The organism is Bacillus sp. ES1-5 (assembly GCF_022487605.1).
Lineage (GTDB): Bacteria > Bacillota > Bacilli > Bacillales > Bacillaceae_G > Bacillus_A > Bacillus_A wiedmannii.
The window spans coordinates 38,863-57,939 of record NZ_JAKVPU010000004.1 but is presented as its reverse complement, the minus strand read 5'-3'; the positions used below and the strand labels follow the sequence as shown (position 1 = coordinate 57,939).

Sequence of the window (19,077 nt, the reverse complement as noted above, 5' to 3'; positions counted from 1 at the left end):
AAAAATTTCCCTGAAATTTAAAAATACGCTATTCTTTCTATAGAATCATAGGAAAGGATGGCGTTTTTGTATGTCTATTTCTGTATCTGATGAATTACAACTATTTGCTCAGGAGATTCAAAGATTTTTATCTTCAAATATCTTACTAGATTTTGCTAGAGATGTCGGTTTCGTACAACGGACCAGTAAATACCAAGCAAAAGATTTAGTCGCTTTATGCGTATGGATGAGCCAAAATGTCGCTACAACTTCTTTAACTCAGTTATCTAGCTGTTTAGAAGCATCAACAGAAGTACTCATCAGTCCCGAGGGACTGAATCAACGATTTAATAAAGCGGCCGTTCAACTTTTACAACATGTATTAGCTGAACTACTAAACCATAAATTAACCTCATCTATGCCACTTTCTTCTCCATATACTTCTGTTTTCAAGCGTATTCGTATTTTAGATTCAACTGCATTTCAACTCCTGGATGTATTTTCATCGGTTTATCCAGGTGCAGGAGGATGCAGCCATACAGCGGGAGTAAAGATTCAGCTTGAGTATGATTTATTAAGTGGAAAGTTCCTACATATTCATACAGGTCCCGGTAAACAGCATGATCGAACCTATGGTTCTCTGTGTGTTCCAACTGTGGAACCAAATGATTTATGTATCCGTGATTTAGGGTATTTTCATTTAAAAGATCTTCAACATATACAAGATAAAAAGGCTTACTATATCTCTCGTATTAAATCTAATACACGTATTTATCAAAAAAATTGCAAACCTGATTATTTTCAGGATGGAAGAATAAAGAAAGGTACAGAGTATATACAGCTAGATATGGAGGTATTAATGAGCTCTCTCCAACCAGGACAAACATATGAAATATCCGATGCCTATGTAGGTATGACTGATAAAGTACCAACCCGTGTAATCGTTCATCGACTTACAGATGAACAACAACAAAAACGATTACGTGATCAAGCTATACGAGAAAAAAAGAAAGGAATGAAGTATTCTCCTCGTAGCAAACGACTCAGTGGTATCAATGTATATATGACAAACACCCCTACAGATATTGTTCCGATGGGACAGGTACATGACTGGTATTCTTTGCGTTGGCAAATCGAAATTTTATTTAAAACGTGGAAGTCATTCTTTCAAATCCATCATTGTAAGAAGATAAAATCAGAACGATTGGAGTGCCATTTATATGGTCAATTGATTGCCATTCTACTCTGTTCTTCTATCATGTTTCAAATGCGCCAATTGCTCCTCATGAAGAAAAAACGAGAGCTTAGTGAGTATAAAGCCATATATATGATTAAAGACTATTTTCTTCTTCTATTCCAAACTATACAAAAAAACACCCAAGAGCTATCAAAGGTGTTACTTCGTCTGTTCAATCTTCTACAGCAAAACGGGCGAAAATCCCATAGGTATGAGAAGAAAACAGTCTTTGATATATTAGGTGTCGTTTATAATTGTACCATGTCTGATAACCAAGCAGCTTAATTCAAAAAAGGAAACCCGTTAGGGTTTATTTTGTATGCAAATCTTTAAAGCATCTACGTATAGACTTTCCAAAAAAAGAAACAATCTTGCTTATCATTGACGTTACACGGGCTTAGCTTGATAGCAATGGGGTCTCGCCAACATAACGCGAATTTCTAAGTTGAAAAACTTGGGTTTACCGTATGAAAAATATAGATTGGGATTACGTCGCCCCACCATCCGTTAATAAAAGCGGAAAGTCGAATCTTCAACTAGCTTTAGATGGCGGGGTACCTTTTACAAAAGATAACCACAAAATTGAATTACATCATTTAACGCAAAAAGAACCCGGAGCAATGGTCGAAATACCAGCTAATAAACATGATGAATTTACTAAACAATTGCATGGTTTAGTAGAATCAGGGGAAAGTTTTAGAAACGACAAAGAACTATATAAACAGTATAATAATTTTAGAAATAACTATTGGAAAATGCGAGCGCAAGAACATTTAGGAGGGAAATAAAAGAATGAATGACAAGATTATTTCAATTATTTCTACATATAGAAAAGATGCCGATTTTATGGGAGGGATACATGAAGATACAATTCGAGAAGCAGTACAAATGCTAAACACTACGTTCCCTAACAGTTATCATTGGTTTTTAAAACAATATGGTAGCGGCGGACTGGATGGTATGGATATTCATGGTTGTGAGACAACAGCTGCAGATTCTTCCGTTGTTTACCACACCCAGTTATATAGAGAAACATATAACCTTCCAGAACAATACATTGTTTTAAATGATATCGATGGTACTGTGACATGTTTAGATACCAATCAAATGAAAGATGGAGAGTGCCCTGTTGTCTTTTGGAGTCGTTTTTCAAAGGAACTGTATGCCATTACTTATGAAAGCTTCAGCGACTATCTATTAGACTCATTACAAGAATCTGTAGATAATTTGTATGATGAAGATTAATTGATTATATAATACTAAGAATCATACTTTACGTAATAATATATATTTATAGGTTTCATATGATTTTATTGTTTTGATTTACAAAGAAAAAACCGATTCTCTCTAAACTTAGAGAAAACGGCTTTTATTCCATGAAAATTTGCTTAGCGTACGAAATTCGCGTTTTGTTGGTGCTACCCCATAAAGAAAAGACACCCTAAGGTACCTTCCTCCGACTTGAACCACGTTCATTTAGTATAAACCTATCCGTATTATCCACTTGTTATACGTGTAAACACATCCTATAAAACAGAATCGTCTATATACACCAGATTGTTAGTTCACAAAATTCAAGAGATTTGAGATCAATATGTTGCGTCTTTCAAAAGAATCTGCTTTATAGAACGTGTCCACGGTTTATATTTTACTACATGTAATATTTATTTAGTGTAATTTTTACAAATATGTATAATTACATAAAGTTTATGAGAAAAAGAGAGTATACTTTGATATTGTGTAATAAAGATAAGGCCCACCTACGGAAATAGAGGGCCTTTTTATTGGGTATTACTACCTCAGTGCACAAAAGGGAATTTGTATTTAAATAATAGCATATCCTTAAAGTTCTTATATTGAGAAATAAAGAAAAGACACCCAAAGGTGCCTTTCTCCGACTTGAACCACTTTAATTTTAATAATATGTATTGGACTCCCATCCAAATATTATTTTACCATGTTAAATAATATTGTGCATTGAGAAATACGGTACATTTCTTTATTTAAACGTAAAAAGCCCTAGAGGGGACTAGGGCTTTTTGACAGAATGAAAATGATTCAAAAAAGGACTTATATAATGTAACATACGAATGTTTCATAAATGTATCGTAAAAGTGAATAAAATCTATATTTTGTTATTGGAGACGTTACCCCTAATTATAATACCCATTGCCGTTTACTTTTATTTTCACAATTTCCTTTTTCTTGCATGAGGTTAATTTGTTATAACTAAACTCACAAATTATATTGTACATACTGTCATAGTTCCAAAAATAAGAGGGATGATTCTTTTTATAATCTTTCCATTCGTTACTATATGTACCTTGTTTTTTTAAATCTCCCTCTTCGCCGAATGCCGCTGCAACTTCTTTGTAAGACATACCGCGACGTAAATTATTGAAAGTATCCATCATACGCTGCTGTCTAGCTTCTTCTTTTCGATTCTGTTCTTCTATCTTTTCTAACCTACGCTCTTCGGCAGCTAGCTGTTTGACTTGTTCTTTTTCCATTTCTATAAGTTCTTTTTCGTAATCTGCATGAAGTTGCGCACGTTCTTTTTCGTATTTGTAATCCGAATACTTATTCCATCCCATAACTCCAAAAGCAATTAAAATTAAACCACCTATTATCAAAACAGTCTTTTTTTTCACACACATCACCCCAAATTTTATTTATGTCTGAGAATAAAATAAAAGCACTCTTTCGAGTGCCTTCAACTATTCTACTTTTAACTTAATCTCTTTACCCATCATACCGCCGCGAGCTTTTAATACTAAGCCTTGTGCGTCAGCAGGGATATCAAAGATAATTTTACCTGTTTGAGATAAACCAGGGTTAAGTTTTTTCAAGAAGAAATCAGAGCTTCCACCGTTACCTACATCGAAAGCTGTTTGAGCTTGTGTAGAGTACGTAAATTCACGATCTTTATTATCAACTAATTTGAAGCTGTTAGCATCAACAGTGATAGTGTCTTTTTGATTGTTTGTAATAGTGATTTCAACTACTTTAAACACGCCTTGAGCTTTTTCTTTTAAGTATTCGCCACCTACTGAATCTGTTGATTCAACAGAACCTACAGCGATTTTAACTTTAGAAGACTCGCCTTCTTTAGAAAGCTCTTTTTTTGCTTCTTGCTTCTTAGGTTCTTCTTTAGCTGCTGGAGCTTGTGTTTCTTGTTTTGGCAGAGGTTTTAATAATTATAAATCCAACTTTTCTATTTTGGGGACGATTCATTTACAGAAGGTAGGTAATAACATAATTTTCTCAATAAGGAATTTTCTGCTTTAAATATAATTTTTTCACAATTCATGGTATATCTGTATTAAGGGGAGCTTTTCGGTTGATTAGGGAGAAAGATTATAAAAATGATATGGGAGGAACAAAAAATGTCATTGAAAAAGAAATTAGCTGTTGGAGTGGTTTCAGCCACTCTTGGTTTATCTTTAATTGGTGGGGGAACATATGCATATTTTAGCGATCAAGTGGTGACAAATAATTCATTTGCTGCAGGTACATTGGATTTAGCTATGCAACCAACTACTTCACTTAACTTAGAAAATTTAAAACCTGGGGACAAAATTTTAAAGAAATTCAATTTGAAAAATAGTGGTACATTAGATATTAAAGATATCATGATGAAAATAGACTATACTGTAAACGATTTAAAACAAAATAACACTACAGAAGATTTCGGTAAACATATTAAAGTACAATTTCTTTTGGATTGGGATCCTGCGAAAAGCCCTGTATACGAGACAACTCTTGCAGAACTAAAATCACAAAGCCCAGAGATTGCCTCCAAAAAAGTATTTCATTCTAAGTGGACTGAAACAGGGGGATTAAAAGCTGGGAAAATGGATTGGTTTTGGATAAAGTTTGTATTTGAAGACAACGGCACAGATCAGAACGTGTTCCAAGGAGATAGTATTGCGTTAAAAATGGAGTTCCAAGCCAATCAAACAGAGGGAAAAGAAAGATAATTTTACAAAAATATCGTTGGGAAAATGTAAAACTGAGCTTGTAATTTTTTATAATTTGTCAAATTGACCATCAAATTTCCATATAAAAAACCAGTGATACTAGTACATGTGTAGGATATCACTGGTTTTTTTGAGTTTAACATTTTGTATGTTTTGTAAAACTATTTTTCTTTCGGAAGTACAATTCTTTTATACAATTGAACTGTAATCAAGTAGTAAATTACTACGAAAATGACAAGTGGCAACCAAATTCGGAAATACGGATCAATCAAAAGCGGACCGAACATGTTCATACCAACTAATATATGAGCAATACCCACAATTGCCGGTACTAAGAATATGAAGAATAACTCTTTATAAATCGATTTTGTTAATAACCCCCGGCGGAAACCGATTTTACGAAGCATTTGATAACGTTTGCTGTCTTTCGATGCGCCAGATAGAATTTTAAACATTAGACAACTTGCCATCATTGCTAAGAACGCAATTCCAACGAAGAAGCCCATAAACATGAATCCACTGGCCATACCATGACTCTAATTATACATTTGATACGTACTACCTAATTCTTCTGCTTTCACATTTTTTGTGAGTTAATTTGCGTTCTATTGCAGCAATTTGGGTACTCCCCCCCAATTAGGTCACCCCCTTATATTTGGAGATAAAAGTCTTTGGATTTCTTGAGTAAATAGTTGTAATTCATCAGATATAGAAACAGACATACAAAAACGCCATCCTTTCCTATAACTATACAGAAAGAATAGCGTATTTTTAACTTAAAGGGATATTATTTTGTTAGCTTGTTAGCGAGGTGGGCGCGCTCTAGTATGTTTATTTTTTAAAGATATTTTATTACCCTATGTCTTGTAATTTCCTATTCGTTTTATAACGATAATTACCTACAATAATAAATAAAAACCTCCAATTATGTTTTTTCCGTTTTACAGTTTGTATCCATATAATTCATACAAATTTTTATCATAAATTACTAATTTTATTTTTAACTAATTAGAAATAAAATCAAATTTTTTTAATATAAATTTCCAAGCTCGTTCTTCACCTACAATTACAGATCCTCTTCCAATCATACCTGTATGCAATTCATCTAAATCATCTATTTCAATCGTTGCTTCTATTTCATACATATAAGATTTTGAAGTTTTATCAAAAATAGGATTTACAGAAACATAAGTAACTTTTCCTACCTGTTTATCTGTTTTCTTTAATTGAAAAGAATATTGTACTGTATCACCCTTTTTAACTCCTTTTATTTCTTGTGCCGACAATAACATCTTTATCTTTTTCTCATTTTCCTTCGGAACAATAGAAATGATTTCTTGTCCTGAATCAACTAAATCACCTGATTGTAAAACTACAGGTAATTGTACAATACCATCTTTTAAAGCTTTAATACTCATAGTCTCTCCTTGAATATTAGCACTATCAACCTCTTGTTTTTTTTCAAAAATACTTTGTTCTAAAGCTTGAATACGTTGATTAACTGAAACAATAGTATTTTCTTTATATTGACTTAATCCATATTTTTTTTGATCCTGTTTACCTTTTTTAATTTCTTCAACTTTCTTTCTTTCACTTTCTAAAAATGATGACCTCTGTTCTATTCTCTTTACTAAATTATCTTTTTGAGATTGAAGTAATACTATTTCATCATTCAACAATTCTTTTTTTTCATTAAGAATATTCTCTTTTCCTTTTTGTCTAATCAAAGATTCAATTTCTCTCTGATTATTTTCTTTTTCAAAAATTAATCCTTGTAAAACATCATCTTGCTCATTAGAAATTTTACTATGATCCAATGTTTTTATCTCGTTCTCTTTTTCATTTTGTAAAGACTGATAACCCTCTTCGTAAGCTTTATACTCAGTTTTTACCTTTTCATCTACTTCATTAGAAAATATAGGTTTTTTTAATTGAATACTTCTCTTTAATTCTTCCAACATCTTTTTTTGTTGTTCTAAATTTTTAACAACTTGATCAAATTGATTCTGTTTGTTTTCCAATTCTCTGTTTTTTAATTGAACTAAAGTGTCTCCTTTTTTTACTTCATCACCAGAACGAACTAGAACCGTTTCAACAATACCAGCCGATTGATTTCGCATTACACTTACTTCAAATTTACCTTGTACAATTGCTGTACCCTTACTAACAATATCTATTTTGCTAAAATACGCCCAAATAAAAAAAACTATAAAAATTAAAGAAAGAAACCCTAATAACCAACTTATAACACGAGGAGGTTTTTTTTCTAATAGTTCAACACTATCTGATAACTGATCAAAAGAATATATTTTATTCATATTGGTTTCCTCGCATTACATGAAGTTGTGAATCTATATGTTCAGCATGAATCGTTTGATTTTTCCATAGACGATAATATTCACCTTTAATAAATAACAATTCTTCATGAGAACCTTCTTCTATTACCATTCCCTTTTCCATAACAAAAATCTTATTTGCATGTTGAATTGTGCTTAATCTATGAGCAATCATAATTACTGTAATTCCTTTATGCCTTAATTCTTTTAACATATCAGTAATCAATTTCTCAGTTGTAGAATCTAAATTACTTGTCGCTTCATCTAAAATTAAAATATCCGGATTTTTCAATAAAGATCTTGCAATTGCTAAACGCTGTCTTTGACCACCTGATAAATTCGATGCATTTTCTTCTAACAAAGTATCATAGCGTAACGGTAATTCACTAATAAAATCATGAATCGCTGCATCTTTACATACTTTTATAATTTCTTCTAATGTAACTTTATTATCTAATCCAAATCGTAAATTATCATAAATTGATCCACTAAAGAAAAATGATTCTTGAGAAACATATGAGATACGATCTCTCAATGATGTTTTATTAATTTCTCTGATATGATAATCATCATAATGAATTTCGCCTTCCCTCGAATCATAAAATCCCATTAATAACTTTGAAATAGTCGTTTTTCCAGAACCACTTTCTCCAACAAAAGCTATTTGACTTCCAGAATCAATTGAAAAACTAATACCATTTAAAATATTTTTTCTAGTACCATAACGAAATGTAACATTAGAACATTTAATATTACCGGATAACTTTTTAATAGAAACTTTATTAAATTCTTTCTCAGATTTTTCTAACTCTAAATCAAAAACTTCATTTAATCTTTCCCCTGCAACTAATGCTGACTGCATAGTAGGTTGAATTCCTATTAAGTTCTCAATTGGATCTAAAAAATATGCTAAAAGTGCATTATATGTAATTAATTCACCAATAGTCATATTTCCTTCTAAAACTTGTATAGCGCCAATCCAAAGAATCACTGTACCCCCAATTAATTCAAGCCCCAATTTAATAGAACCTTGTAAATTAGATAACATTCCTCTTTTAAATACATGTTTTAATAAATTAACAAAATGACTTTCTGTTTGAAAAAACACTTCTTTTTCAGCATTATAAGATTTCACAGTAGAAATTCCATTTAAAGACTCTACCAAATAAGATGTTAATTTAGCATTGCTCTCCATTTCCTCATAATTAATATTTTGATATGGCTTGTGGAATAACAAAATAATAATTATATAAAAAGGAACTAGTAAAAGCGTAACCCCAAATAAAATCGGACTATGTATATATAACAAAATCGCTCCAAGTGTAACCATCAAGGTATCAATCATTAATGTCACCGTTATCGTCGATAATGCATCACGTATCTTACCTGCATCCATAAAACGAGAAATAATTTCTCCTACTTTTCTTGTCTCAAAAAAATTCATAGGTAATCCTACTACATGACGATAATATCCAAGCATTAATTGAACATCAATTCGTCTACTCAAATATAAAATCAAATGAGTTCTAAAATAAGAAATTAACACTTTAAAAACATATAGTACAATAACCCCAATAGACACAACATGTAATGTCTGAAGTAACTGATTAGTTACAATATCATCTATTAAAAATTTAAAATAAAATGCTCCTAATAAACCAAATATATTAAAAAAAATCGAAGCAAAAAACACAGAGAATAATAATTTTTTCTGTAATTTTAACAAGGATAAAAACCTCACCAAATTTCCTTGTGATGTTTTTCCTTTTTTAAATTTTTGACCAGGAATAAGTAATACCAAAACCCCGGTCCAAATCTTACTGAAATCTTCTAAAGAATAAATAACAAGACCCTTAGCTGGATCAGAAACATATACTTTCTTTTTATTTATTTTATAAATAACTACATAATGTAATAAGCCACCTGGCATATTAACATGTGCAATAGCTGGTAGAGGTAATTCATATAAAGCGTTTAATTCCTTTACTCTAACTCCCTTTGTATCAAATCCCAATCTCTCAGCTGACTCTAAAAGACCTTGCACATTCGTACCTTGTAAATCTGTACCCGCTATTTCTCTAATTTTAGAAATAGATATAGAAAGTCCATAATGTCTAGAGATCATAGCAAGACATGCTGGACCGCAATCTTTTAAATCATGTTGCATAATAAAAGGAAATTTACTCATAACTTTCCACCTTAAAATTATAAATAATAAACATTCATTTAAAAATAAAATTCATTCCTTAAAAACAAATAAAAATTATTTACTTTATTCTTTAATATAAAAAAACATAGATTCTTTTGAATTTTTATGTTACTTTTTTGTTATAAAATCTAAAAGGAAATGGTGTTAAATAATGAATCCTATAATTGACAATGTTTTAAGCTTTTTTTTCAAAAGAAAATATATAGTAATATTGTTAACCATATTACTATTAACTACTTTCTTAGCAGAACTATTAGTAAATAAGAAATTTAACCTTTCAACTTTTGGAGGTACTTTATACTTCGGATCTATTTTAGGCTATTTTATAACTAATAAAAATAAATTAAATGATAAATACAGTAAAAATTAATAATGTATTGATAAAAAAACTTCCTGAATAGGAAGTTTTTTTATCAATAAAAATACAAAAAATACACTAACTAACAATCTTTACGGGATGTAATTCCACGCTTTTTACAAGTTTCCCAAGAACTTCTACTCATTTCATCCCATATTCTCAATCCCCATCCAACTGCTTTACCAACATCTGTAGATAAATCTCTACCTCCACCATTTATTTCCATAAATTCTTTTTCAGATAATACTTCAATGTTATTATTTACTAAATTCATAATATATCCCCATTCTATTTTAAAATTATTTTTTCTTTCTTTTCCCAGCAGCTTTCCAACCATCTACTACTCCGCCACCAAATTTATACACTTCATTTCCTAATGCAATTACACCACCTACAGTTCCAGCAACAACCCAAGGATTTACACCGCCATCAATTTTTTGAGTTTCATCAAAAGAAAGTTCTTCTACTGACATATTTTTTGTGTTTACTAATAAAGATTCTTTCAACATTAAAATTACCTCCGTTTTTTTGTAAAAATGTATTTTTTTAGAATTAAAACAATTTATTAACTCTATATCTAAATGTTATCATGTAATAAATGCAAAAATAGTCTATTATTTCAAAAAAATTACTGTTACAATGAAATTGTATTATCTATATATTTAACTTAGTGTAATACTAATGAGCGAAATACTCATGATATAAATAGTGTGCATATATAAAGAGAATGCTTGTATAATGATCTATACTGCATTCCATTATTGCATGTATGCTATATAAATATTATTCTTTTTCTTTTTCTTAAATTAAAGCCTTCATTTGAATTGTTTTTTTATTATATCAATACTTCTCTTCTATTTTTGTGACAAGTTTGTAAAGAGTAAAACACAAGGATTAAGCCTACTATTACTTTCAATATTCCTTTTTAAAAGCGGTAATCAAACCTTGTTCTTCTTCCTAAGAGGGAATATAACACAGAATATTCTGAACCGTATTGATAAATAACATTCCAATATTACGTTTTTATGTAATTCAGTTTATACTTGAGATGCATTAAATAAAACAAATAAGGGGGATTAATTTATGAAAAAGAACAAACTATTTCCAGTATTACTCTCTTTAGGTTTAGCGTTTGGTGTCGGTGGAGTTACTGCACTATCATTTCCTACAGGTGCTAGTGCAGAGGTAAAAGATATGGGATCAGATACTCTATATGAAAAAGATGGTATTGAGAACGTAAAATTCAATGTTACTGGAGGATATGGGCATCTTAAAGTATATGTTAAAAATACAGGTGATTCTAATTTAACGGTTAACCTTAAACATAAGGGAACTAGTAAAATCTATATAGAAGGTAAAGAACTTAAACCGGGTGAGGAACTTGAGTGGAACAGTAATAATAATTATTCACAAGGAGTTAGAGCTGGAGAATATGATTTACAATTACATAGTGGCAAAAAAACTTTAGAAGCCTACTATGCTTACAAATCATCTGATATTAAATGGTAATAAATATAGAAGGCGGGTTTACCGTCTTCTTTTTTATATAAAAAAATTACTATATCATTTCAGGAAAATTTTGCGGGGAATGTATTAGATATTCCTGCGAGTATACCGAATGTAGCCACTGGGTATTGTTATATTAAAAACAGGATTTTGAAGGAAATAAAATTGAGGTTTATCTTAATAAATCATAAGACAACAAGGCTATAAAGCAAATTCTTAAGAAAGCTTTGTGGTCTTTTTCGTGTTTCAAAGCTTCTTGCTATCCCCCTACTGATAAGAATTTTGCTTATTGAATGGCTATCGAGTAGTTGAGAGAAGAAAAAGGATACCAATAGGTAATTTAATCTTAAATGTATAATAGTAAAAGAAATTTTTTTAAAGAGATTATCTTTTTATTAAAAAGTATATAAGTACTATGTGGGGATGTGAATTATATACAACATTAACTATTTGGAATAACTACTTAATAGGTCATTATATTAGGTATGTTTAATCCTATTTAATTTATCATGTATTTGCATTAGAGCCTCCATTAGAATTTTTATCCAGTAAAAATCAAAATATTTTTTAAATAAATCGGTTTCACCCAGGTTTGAAAGTTTAATACATATAAAAAATTAGTTGTAATATAACGTATTTTTACCTAATAAACCTTTTGAATTCTAAATATTAACTGCAAAGTAATTCATTTCATAAATTTTAAATTTTTGTGAACGTTGTTATTATTTTATACATTATTATTCCAATAAGTGTTGTGTTAATTAATTATTTTCTGATAATATCTCTGTGTGCTCTAGTAATTTTAAAAAGGTGGTTTTTTCTTTATGTCAAACATGTTTCATCAAATTGGTGATACGATTGAAAAGAGTATGTATTTTAAATCTTGTTTTTATATCTTAACAGGAGCTCTGCTTATTTATATGGGTTATATTGTAGGTAAGTGGGTAGGTTCTTTGGTCTTTTAAAGTTAATAAATAGTATTAAATAAAGAAAAAATTTTTTAAAAAAAGTGTATATTTTGATTAAAAGTGTTTTAATATAAAATTAACATTACATAATCCTTATATAATTAAATTAAGAAAAAATATATTATACACGTTATTAGTTTTTAATTAGTTAGAAAGTCATTAATGAAGAAACACTTTTGCTCATAGTTTACGAATAGGACTAGTCAGCGCGATAATAACTTCAATGACCTTTGTAGTTGATGCCAAAATAAATATTGCAACCGGATTAAAATCGGAAATTAATCCACCTACTAGTGCTCCTAATGGCATAGCCAAACGAGTAAGCACACGTGAAAACCCTAAAACTCTTCCCTGCATATCGGTGGGGACCGTTTCCTGTTGGACGGATGCTACAATAATATTCCAGGCTATATTACAAATCATAGCAAGACCAAATGAAATGCCCGGCGCAAGCCAATATTCACTCCATATTGCATAGATCAATCCAATTGCTCCCACAGCAAGGAGGGTTGGAATAAGGATTCCCCTTCGAAATCGTTGTTCAAGTGGAATAACAATGATACTTCCTAAAAGACCACCTACCCCAATTAAAGTATAATTAATCCCACTTTCTTCAGCAGATAGATTTAATGTAGAAAGTAAATAATACATAAGCCCACCTAATACAGCGCTAGCACCAAAGTTTCCGACCATTGCTTGAAGAGATAAAGCAAGGCTAAGACGATCGTTTATTAACCATTTAATCCCTTCTCTCATATCATTCCCTATAGTTTGCAATAGTGTTTTTGCTCTATCTGTAGGTTTCTTCTTTTCTGATTTCGGCAATAGTAATACAGCAACTAGAGTAGCTATAAAAGAGATAGCATTTATCCAGAGGGCATTAATCCCACCTATTATAGCAATTATAATACCGGCTAATACGGGTCCTGCTAAACTAGCAATTTGATTAACCATTTGGTATGCGGAATTGGCTCTTGTTAACGATTGACCTGCAATTTGTGGAATTACTGTAATAGTTGCTACGTCAAATAACATCGATAGTACGGCTAAAATAAAAGAAACAACATATAGATGCCAGAGTTGAAGTATGCTCAAATTATACAGGATAGGAATTAAGGCTACTAAAATAATACATCCTAGATCAGCAACCCACATTAATTTCCGCCGATCAAAACGATCTACTACCACTCCTACGATTGGACCAAATAAAACAATAGGTAACACGCCGATAGCAAAAAGTGAACTCATAATTATTGCTGATCCAGTTAACTTATAGGCAATCCAAGGAAGCGCAAACGTATAAAGGGAATCACCTATCCTAGAAATTAGTAAACCAAAAATAAAAATCACGTAGGTACTAGGAAAATGTGTAATTTCTGAAACTAGATTTCTGCTTTGTACATTCGGTTTCAACGATGAGTTAAAGTTGGTTTCTTTCTTCATTATCGACTCTAATTTACCTCTTTTTTTTAGTAGCAAAACTTATATTAACTGGCAGTGAGCCCATTACTTATTAAATATTTGATAAGTAGAAAATTCTTTAAAGTACAAAAGTATTCCTTCTTTTAACCAATTTTTCATTTTGCACCGCGTTTACGAGATTTAGCTGACTCAAAGCTTTACACGATAGGAAAATCTAGTGATTTTCCACAATTAGAAAAATTATTGCGCGGTCAAATCAATGTAAATGTTATTCAAAAAAATTACGATGATGTATTACGATTAGCTCATTCTATTCGGAAGGGTACGGTATCTGCTTCTCTTATTATGGGAAAGATTGGTTCTTATGCTCGGCAAAATAGTTTGGCTACAACACTTCGTGAGATGGGAAGGATTGAAAAAACAATTTTCATCTTAGATTACATCTCAAGTGAAACATTAAGGAGAAAAATTCATCGTGGATTAAATAAAGGTGAAGCTATGAACTCTTTGGCTAGATCTATTTTTTTCTGAAAACGTGGAGAGTTGCGTGAACGTGCACTGCAGGATCAACTTCAAAGAGCTAGTGCATTAAATAATATTATTAATGCCATTAGTATATAGAATACGGTATATTTAACCAAAGCGATAGAAGATAAAAAAGAGAACGGTGTCTTGCAGGAAGAACTGTTACATCATATTTCACCGCTTGGCTGGGAACATATCAACTTCCTTGGTGAATATAAATTTAAGCAATCAACTACATTAGAATCATTACGACCACTCCGAAAATAAAGCATAAAAGCCGAAATTCCTTAACGTAGGAAAATCGGCTGTTTACCTTCCAGAAAATGTCTTAGCGTGGGTTTTATGTCATTTGGTTGGCGGGACCCCATTTAATAAAATAGAATTTCTTATTTGGATTTTATTTTATTAATCATACGGTACGTGAAATTGTTAATGGCTTCTTGATTTTTGTTGCTCCACCTAAACATTTTTATAGTATTTTATATGGATTTTGTGTTAAAATATAAGTAGAAAATTTGTTACCATTGTTTATATTCTATTGTACGTAGCGTGAAGGACAAACCTTACGCCCAGTTAACTCGGGCGAGGTTTGTCCTTTTTTTTACTTTAAGGAGGCATTTACTATGAAAAAAATCTACAAAATCGGAGCAGTTATAACAACTTTATGTGTTATTGGTATCACGATCTTTACTTTAACTAAAAATGAATCAGTCAAAACAGAAATAGTAACACCTGAAAAAACAATTGTATCTGCTGTAGATGCAGAAAGTGCACCAAAAAATATAAAAGATATTTCAAAAGAAGAATTAAAGCAAAAGATACAATCCCATGAAGAATTTATTACGTATTACTATCAACCAACCTGCCATTATTGTAAAAAGGCTGCACCAGATATCAATAGTATGTCCAAAAAGCATGATAGAACCATCTATCGCATTGATATCTCTACACCCGAAAATCAAAGTGCCTTTCAAGAGTTCGACATTCCTGGTACTCCAGTTGTTGTAGCTTACAATAGAGGCGAAGAAGTTGAACGCCTAGAAGGGGCAGTGTCAGCTGCTACATATGACGGATTCTTTGCGAGACGTAATTCGAGCGCTAGTTAATATAGTGCTCGTTTTTCTTTGTAAGAAAGGAGAATTTACATGCAACAAAACGCCCGCATTTATTCTTTAGACATAATAAGGGGTATAGCCATACTATGTATCCTATTTGCAAATCTACCTACTATGACGGGACTAGACCCCTTTAACCAGGCCGGTTACTCCGGTACAGATAAAGGGATTCGTTTTTTAATAGATTTATTTATACAAGCAAAATTCTATACTATTTTTGCATTCTTATTTGGGGTAGGGTTTTATATCTTTATAAAAAACGCGGAAGCAAAAGGCTATTCTATTTATAAGCTGTTTAGCCGTAGATTGTGCATTTTGCTACTCTTTGGTTTACTCCACTTTATCTTCCTATGGTATGGAGATATTCTACACGCATATGCCTTAGCTGGTTTTATCCTATTCTTCTTTTATAAGCGATCTACAAAGCTCATTTTTATAGTTGGCTGCATCTCTCTACTTGTCAGCTATACACTACATGCTATTTTATTTATACAAGCAAGTTCTTCTATTTCTGCAGTACCAAATCACTATCAATATATGTTTACAGGCAATACTACCAATCAAACGGTAAATCTATTTACACATTATTCACATCAAGTAAAAACCCGTCTGTTCTTTCTAATGACCGAGGAATTCCAACAACTACTAATAGGAATTCCGGAATACATAGGCTTATTTTTAATCGGTTTATGGGCTGGTAAGAAAGATATTTTTAAAAGGGTACCGCAATTAATAAAGGAAATTAGATTTTTACAGTGGAGTTCGTTATGCATTTCATGTCTTCTCTCTTGTCCTATTATCTACTATTTTATAAAAACGGATGTCTATTACTCTAAGGATATACAACTATGGATTTTATTTGGAGGAAAAGTGCTAGCTATATTCTATATTTGTACTCTACTTAGAGTTTGTGAGAATAAAAAATATATAGAGTGGCTACACCCCTTTATGAACGTAGGCAAGTATGCTTTAACGAATTACATTAGCCAAAGTATACTAACTCTTGTCATTCTTTCGTTGTACTTTAAAGATGTCTCACAGGTATATTACTGGCAACTATGTATCTTCGGGATTTTAATTATCTTTGTACAAATTATATTCAGCAAAATTTGGAGTAAATATTTCCGCTATGGTCCCATCGAATGGATATGGAGAAAAGGGATTTACAAAAAATGACCTATTTTTCACTGATTTTATGCAATTGACTGAAAAAATGATAAAATATCATATGAAAGATTAAAGATATATTTGTGATTGTAAAATGATATTATTAAAATTAAAGTGGTTCAAGTCGGAGGAAGGTACCTTAGGGTGTCTTTTCCTCTGTACATAAAAAATCCTCGCCATCCTATGGAAATGGTAAGGATTTTTTATAGACTACCTATTTATCCGATTCATCAGTTTTATTATAAATAAATTTAGCGACTACCAGTACCCCATTCCCCACCATAATGGGCACAGAATGATCATTTCGTATATTTGGATTTACAGGTGGTTCATAGTCATAATTTACAATATAACCCAAATAAAAAATAATTCATTTTCTGTCAAGTTACCATTTTATTTTAGTTGGATTCAATTTATTAATGTATCCACGCGCTAACTGTTTTTCGTTACTGTCAAAGATACCAATATCACCGCTAAAGTTCTCCCAATATTCGCCTAAATAGTCTTTGCTAGGTGAGTGTAAATCAACATATAATCCCATCGTTCCAAAACTTGCTACTTGTCGTGCCAATGAATCTCCTACTTCTTTTGCTTGTTCTTTCGTTGTTCCCACTGGCATAATAGCAACAATTCTTGTTAAACTATCTTTCGCTTCAATGTGAATATCTTGCACTGGTGTCGTATATTTGATTCCATCCTTTATTGTTTGAACCCCTAATTGTGATAACTTGACATCTTTATTACGCGCACCCTGTCCTTGCGCGATCTTCGATTGTTCTGCTTTTTCTTGTGCTTGCGCTTCATTTAACTCGCTATCTTTCTTTTCTTCTACTTCTTGCTTTTTCTTAGCCTCTTCCTGTTTCATCTTTTCTTCTGCTTCTTGCTTTTTCTTAGCCTCTTCCTGTTTCATCTTTTCTTCTGCTTCTTGTTTTTTCTTGGTCTCTTCCTGTTTCATCTTTTCTTCTGCTTCTTGTTTTTTCTTGGTCTCTTCCTGTTTCGCTTTTTCTTCTTTTTTAGTTTCTGTTTCTTGCTTTTCCTCCTGTTTATCTTCTGCCTTTGCTTCTTGCTTTCCATTTACCTTTGTTGGCTCCGGGTCAAGCATAGCTGATACGAACCATAAAACCCATGTTGCACAAAAGAATAAAGCGGCTTTCTTGAATTTCGGTTTATTCTTGAACCCTTTCCCAAAAAATACGATTGAAGTAATTAATGATATTAAAGCAATTAAATTTAAAAATGCTGACATATGTATTCCCTCCAAGTTGCTTTTTACATTCCTCTTTTGCTTAATACTTTATTCATTTGGGCTTCATTTACTTTTGTTCCATGGCTGTTTGGCGCATCTACACGGTGATAGTTATACTTTGTGCTTTACCCAAAATTAAAAGTGAAGTTTTTTCGTTCTTCGCAAATTGAATTTTTCTCAACAACTTCTGACTTAAAGATGTTTATAATCATATATTCATTATTTGATAAATCTTTAAGATAGTTTTTTTATTCGTTATAGATGTTAATGAATAATTGCACAATTTTATCTTCCATTTCATCAAGAAATCTGAAACATAACAACAACTAAGTTCATACTAGCATGAACAAAAAATGATACTAGTAACCTATTAGTACGCACATATACTACAGCAAGTACAAGTCCAATTAGAAAATACCCAAATACAAAAGGAAAATCGAAATGCATGATAGAAAAAACTAATGAACTAATTATTATACTCCATGTTTTATTAAATTTATGGATTAATATATTTATGGCTGCATAACGGAATACAAGTTCCTCCACTAATGGTGCCAAAAGAACAATTGAAATTAGAGACACAGGAGATACAGCTACACCAGCGACTGTACTAGACGTATTTGTTGATTGCGTTGTTAGCTGGAATACACTCTTATCTAAAATACTACCAACCATCTGCGCTAGAAATATTAATATGATCCCAATTAAAATCCATACGAATGAGTTTCTTGATAATTTAATCGATAACTTCGGATCATTCATCAATTCTTTACTATATATAAGAAAAAGGATTAATAGCGTGAGTGAAAATCCAATTAGTTCCCAATGCACTAAAAGTTGTTGGATTGCTTGCTGTTGGTTTCCCTGAATATCATACCAGCCTGTCTTCGCTAGCAATTGTACACCTATTATACCCACAAATTGTGTCATTATAAAATAAATCAAAATGATGAAACCTGATTTATATCTAGTATCACTACTCATATTCTTATTTCCATCCTCCACTTTCTTTATCTTTTCGATACTGTT

The 19,077-nt window shown here is 31.4% G+C and carries 16 protein-coding genes and 3 pseudogenes; 9 read left to right on the top strand and 10 right to left on the bottom strand.

The window, feature by feature from the left end; translation table 11 throughout:
• The first annotated feature begins 70 nt into the window (after positions 1–70).
• From MKO96_RS15125 to MKO96_RS15115, 3 genes are all read left to right on the top strand, one after another.
• Positions 71–1,501 (top strand): IS4 family transposase, encoded by a 1,431-nt coding sequence (locus MKO96_RS15125; RefSeq protein WP_240587952.1) that lies wholly within the window; start codon positions 71–73, stop codon positions 1,499–1,501.
• Positions 1,502–1,683: 182 nt separating this feature from the next.
• Positions 1,684–2,004, top strand: a complete 321-nt coding sequence (locus MKO96_RS15120) for an HNH/ENDO VII family nuclease (RefSeq protein ID WP_240587951.1) — start codon at positions 1,684–1,686, stop codon at positions 2,002–2,004.
• Positions 2,005–2,008: 4 nt separating this feature from the next.
• A complete protein-coding gene (locus MKO96_RS15115) occupies positions 2,009–2,461 on the top strand; it encodes an SMI1/KNR4 family protein (RefSeq protein WP_276314189.1) in 453 nt (150 codons plus the stop codon).
• Positions 2,462–3,369: 908 nt separating this feature from the next.
• On the opposite strand, the gene MKO96_RS15110 is transcribed toward MKO96_RS15115, so the two are convergent.
• Both MKO96_RS15110 and MKO96_RS15105 read right to left on the bottom strand, forming a co-directional pair.
• Positions 3,370–3,867 carry a hypothetical protein gene (locus MKO96_RS15110; RefSeq protein ID WP_240587950.1) on the bottom strand — a complete coding sequence of 166 codons (498 nt, stop codon included), beginning with the start codon at positions 3,865–3,867 and terminating at the stop codon, positions 3,370–3,372.
• A 66-nt stretch (positions 3,868–3,933) separates the two neighbouring features.
• Positions 3,934–4,371 (bottom strand): annotated as a pseudogene (locus tag MKO96_RS15105) (DUF4352 domain-containing protein); the annotation flags it as partial.
• 231 nt (positions 4,372–4,602) lie between these two features.
• Here MKO96_RS15105 and MKO96_RS15100 point away from each other — a divergent pair.
• Positions 4,603–5,196, top strand: a complete 594-nt coding sequence (locus MKO96_RS15100) for a TasA family protein (RefSeq protein WP_240587949.1) — start codon at positions 4,603–4,605, stop codon at positions 5,194–5,196.
• 161 nt (positions 5,197–5,357) lie between these two features.
• On the opposite strand, the pseudogene MKO96_RS15095 reads toward MKO96_RS15100, so the two are convergent.
• From MKO96_RS15095 to MKO96_RS15075, 5 genes and pseudogenes are all read right to left on the bottom strand, one after another.
• Positions 5,358–5,783 (bottom strand): annotated as a pseudogene (locus MKO96_RS15095) (ABC transporter permease); the annotation flags it as partial.
• Positions 5,784–6,200: 417 nt separating this feature from the next.
• Complete coding sequence (locus tag MKO96_RS15090) at positions 6,201–7,514, bottom strand: HlyD family efflux transporter periplasmic adaptor subunit (RefSeq protein ID WP_240587948.1); 1,314 nt, start codon at positions 7,512–7,514, stop codon at positions 6,201–6,203.
• The gene (locus MKO96_RS15085; protein WP_237982693.1) at positions 7,507–9,720 is read right to left on the bottom strand and encodes a peptidase domain-containing ABC transporter; all 2,214 of its coding nucleotides are present in this window, start codon (positions 9,718–9,720) and stop codon (positions 7,507–7,509) included. Before MKO96_RS15085 ends, MKO96_RS15090 begins: the two co-directional genes overlap by 8 nt.
• A 461-nt stretch (positions 9,721–10,181) precedes the next feature.
• Positions 10,182–10,436, bottom strand: a complete 255-nt coding sequence (locus MKO96_RS15080) for a hypothetical protein (protein ID WP_176535534.1) — start codon at positions 10,434–10,436, stop codon at positions 10,182–10,184.
• On the bottom strand, positions 10,399–10,608 hold the full coding sequence (locus tag MKO96_RS15075) for a class IIb bacteriocin, lactobin A/cerein 7B family (protein WP_098537578.1): 210 nt from the start codon (positions 10,606–10,608) through the stop codon (positions 10,399–10,401). The genes MKO96_RS15080 and MKO96_RS15075 overlap by 38 nt, the downstream gene beginning before the upstream one ends.
• 574 nt (positions 10,609–11,182) lie before the next feature.
• Here MKO96_RS15075 and MKO96_RS15070 point away from each other — a divergent pair.
• Together MKO96_RS15070 and MKO96_RS15065 are read left to right on the top strand one after the other, a co-directional pair.
• Positions 11,183–11,608, top strand: a complete 426-nt coding sequence (locus tag MKO96_RS15070; protein ID WP_240587947.1) for a hypothetical protein — start codon at positions 11,183–11,185, stop codon at positions 11,606–11,608.
• An 821-nt stretch (positions 11,609–12,429) separates the two neighbouring features.
• Positions 12,430–12,570, top strand: a complete 141-nt coding sequence (locus MKO96_RS15065) for a hypothetical protein (RefSeq protein ID WP_176535533.1) — start codon at positions 12,430–12,432, stop codon at positions 12,568–12,570.
• 183 nt (positions 12,571–12,753) lie between these two features.
• Here MKO96_RS15065 and MKO96_RS15060 read toward each other — a convergent pair whose 3' ends face one another.
• Positions 12,754–14,016 carry an MFS transporter gene (locus MKO96_RS15060; RefSeq protein ID WP_240587946.1) on the bottom strand — a complete coding sequence of 421 codons (1,263 nt, stop codon included), beginning with the start codon at positions 14,014–14,016 and terminating at the stop codon, positions 12,754–12,756.
• Between the two features lie 132 nt (positions 14,017–14,148).
• Between MKO96_RS15060 and MKO96_RS15055 the strand changes: the two are divergent.
• The 3 genes and pseudogenes from MKO96_RS15055 to MKO96_RS15045 form a co-directional block, all read left to right on the top strand.
• Positions 14,149–14,787 (top strand): annotated as a pseudogene (locus MKO96_RS15055) (Tn3 family transposase); the annotation flags it as partial.
• A gap of 356 nt (positions 14,788–15,143) precedes the next feature.
• Positions 15,144–15,626, top strand: coding sequence for a thioredoxin family protein (locus MKO96_RS15050; RefSeq protein WP_240587945.1), 483 nt, complete (start codon positions 15,144–15,146; stop codon positions 15,624–15,626).
• Positions 15,627–15,665: 39 nt separating this feature from the next.
• Positions 15,666–16,811: a DUF418 domain-containing protein gene (locus MKO96_RS15045; protein WP_137035345.1), complete on the top strand. Its 1,146-nt coding sequence runs from the start codon at positions 15,666–15,668 to the stop codon at positions 16,809–16,811.
• A 376-nt stretch (positions 16,812–17,187) separates the two neighbouring features.
• Here MKO96_RS15045 and MKO96_RS15040 read toward each other — a convergent pair whose 3' ends face one another.
• Positions 17,188–18,048: a multimodular transpeptidase-transglycosylase / penicillin-binding protein 1A/1B gene (locus tag MKO96_RS15040; protein ID WP_240587944.1), complete on the bottom strand. Its 861-nt coding sequence runs from the start codon at positions 18,046–18,048 to the stop codon at positions 17,188–17,190.
• Positions 18,049–18,348: 300 nt separating this feature from the next.
• Positions 18,349–19,032, bottom strand: coding sequence for a CPBP family intramembrane glutamic endopeptidase (locus tag MKO96_RS15035; protein WP_240588151.1), 684 nt, complete (start codon positions 19,030–19,032; stop codon positions 18,349–18,351).
• Positions 19,033–19,077: the final 45 nt, after the last annotated feature.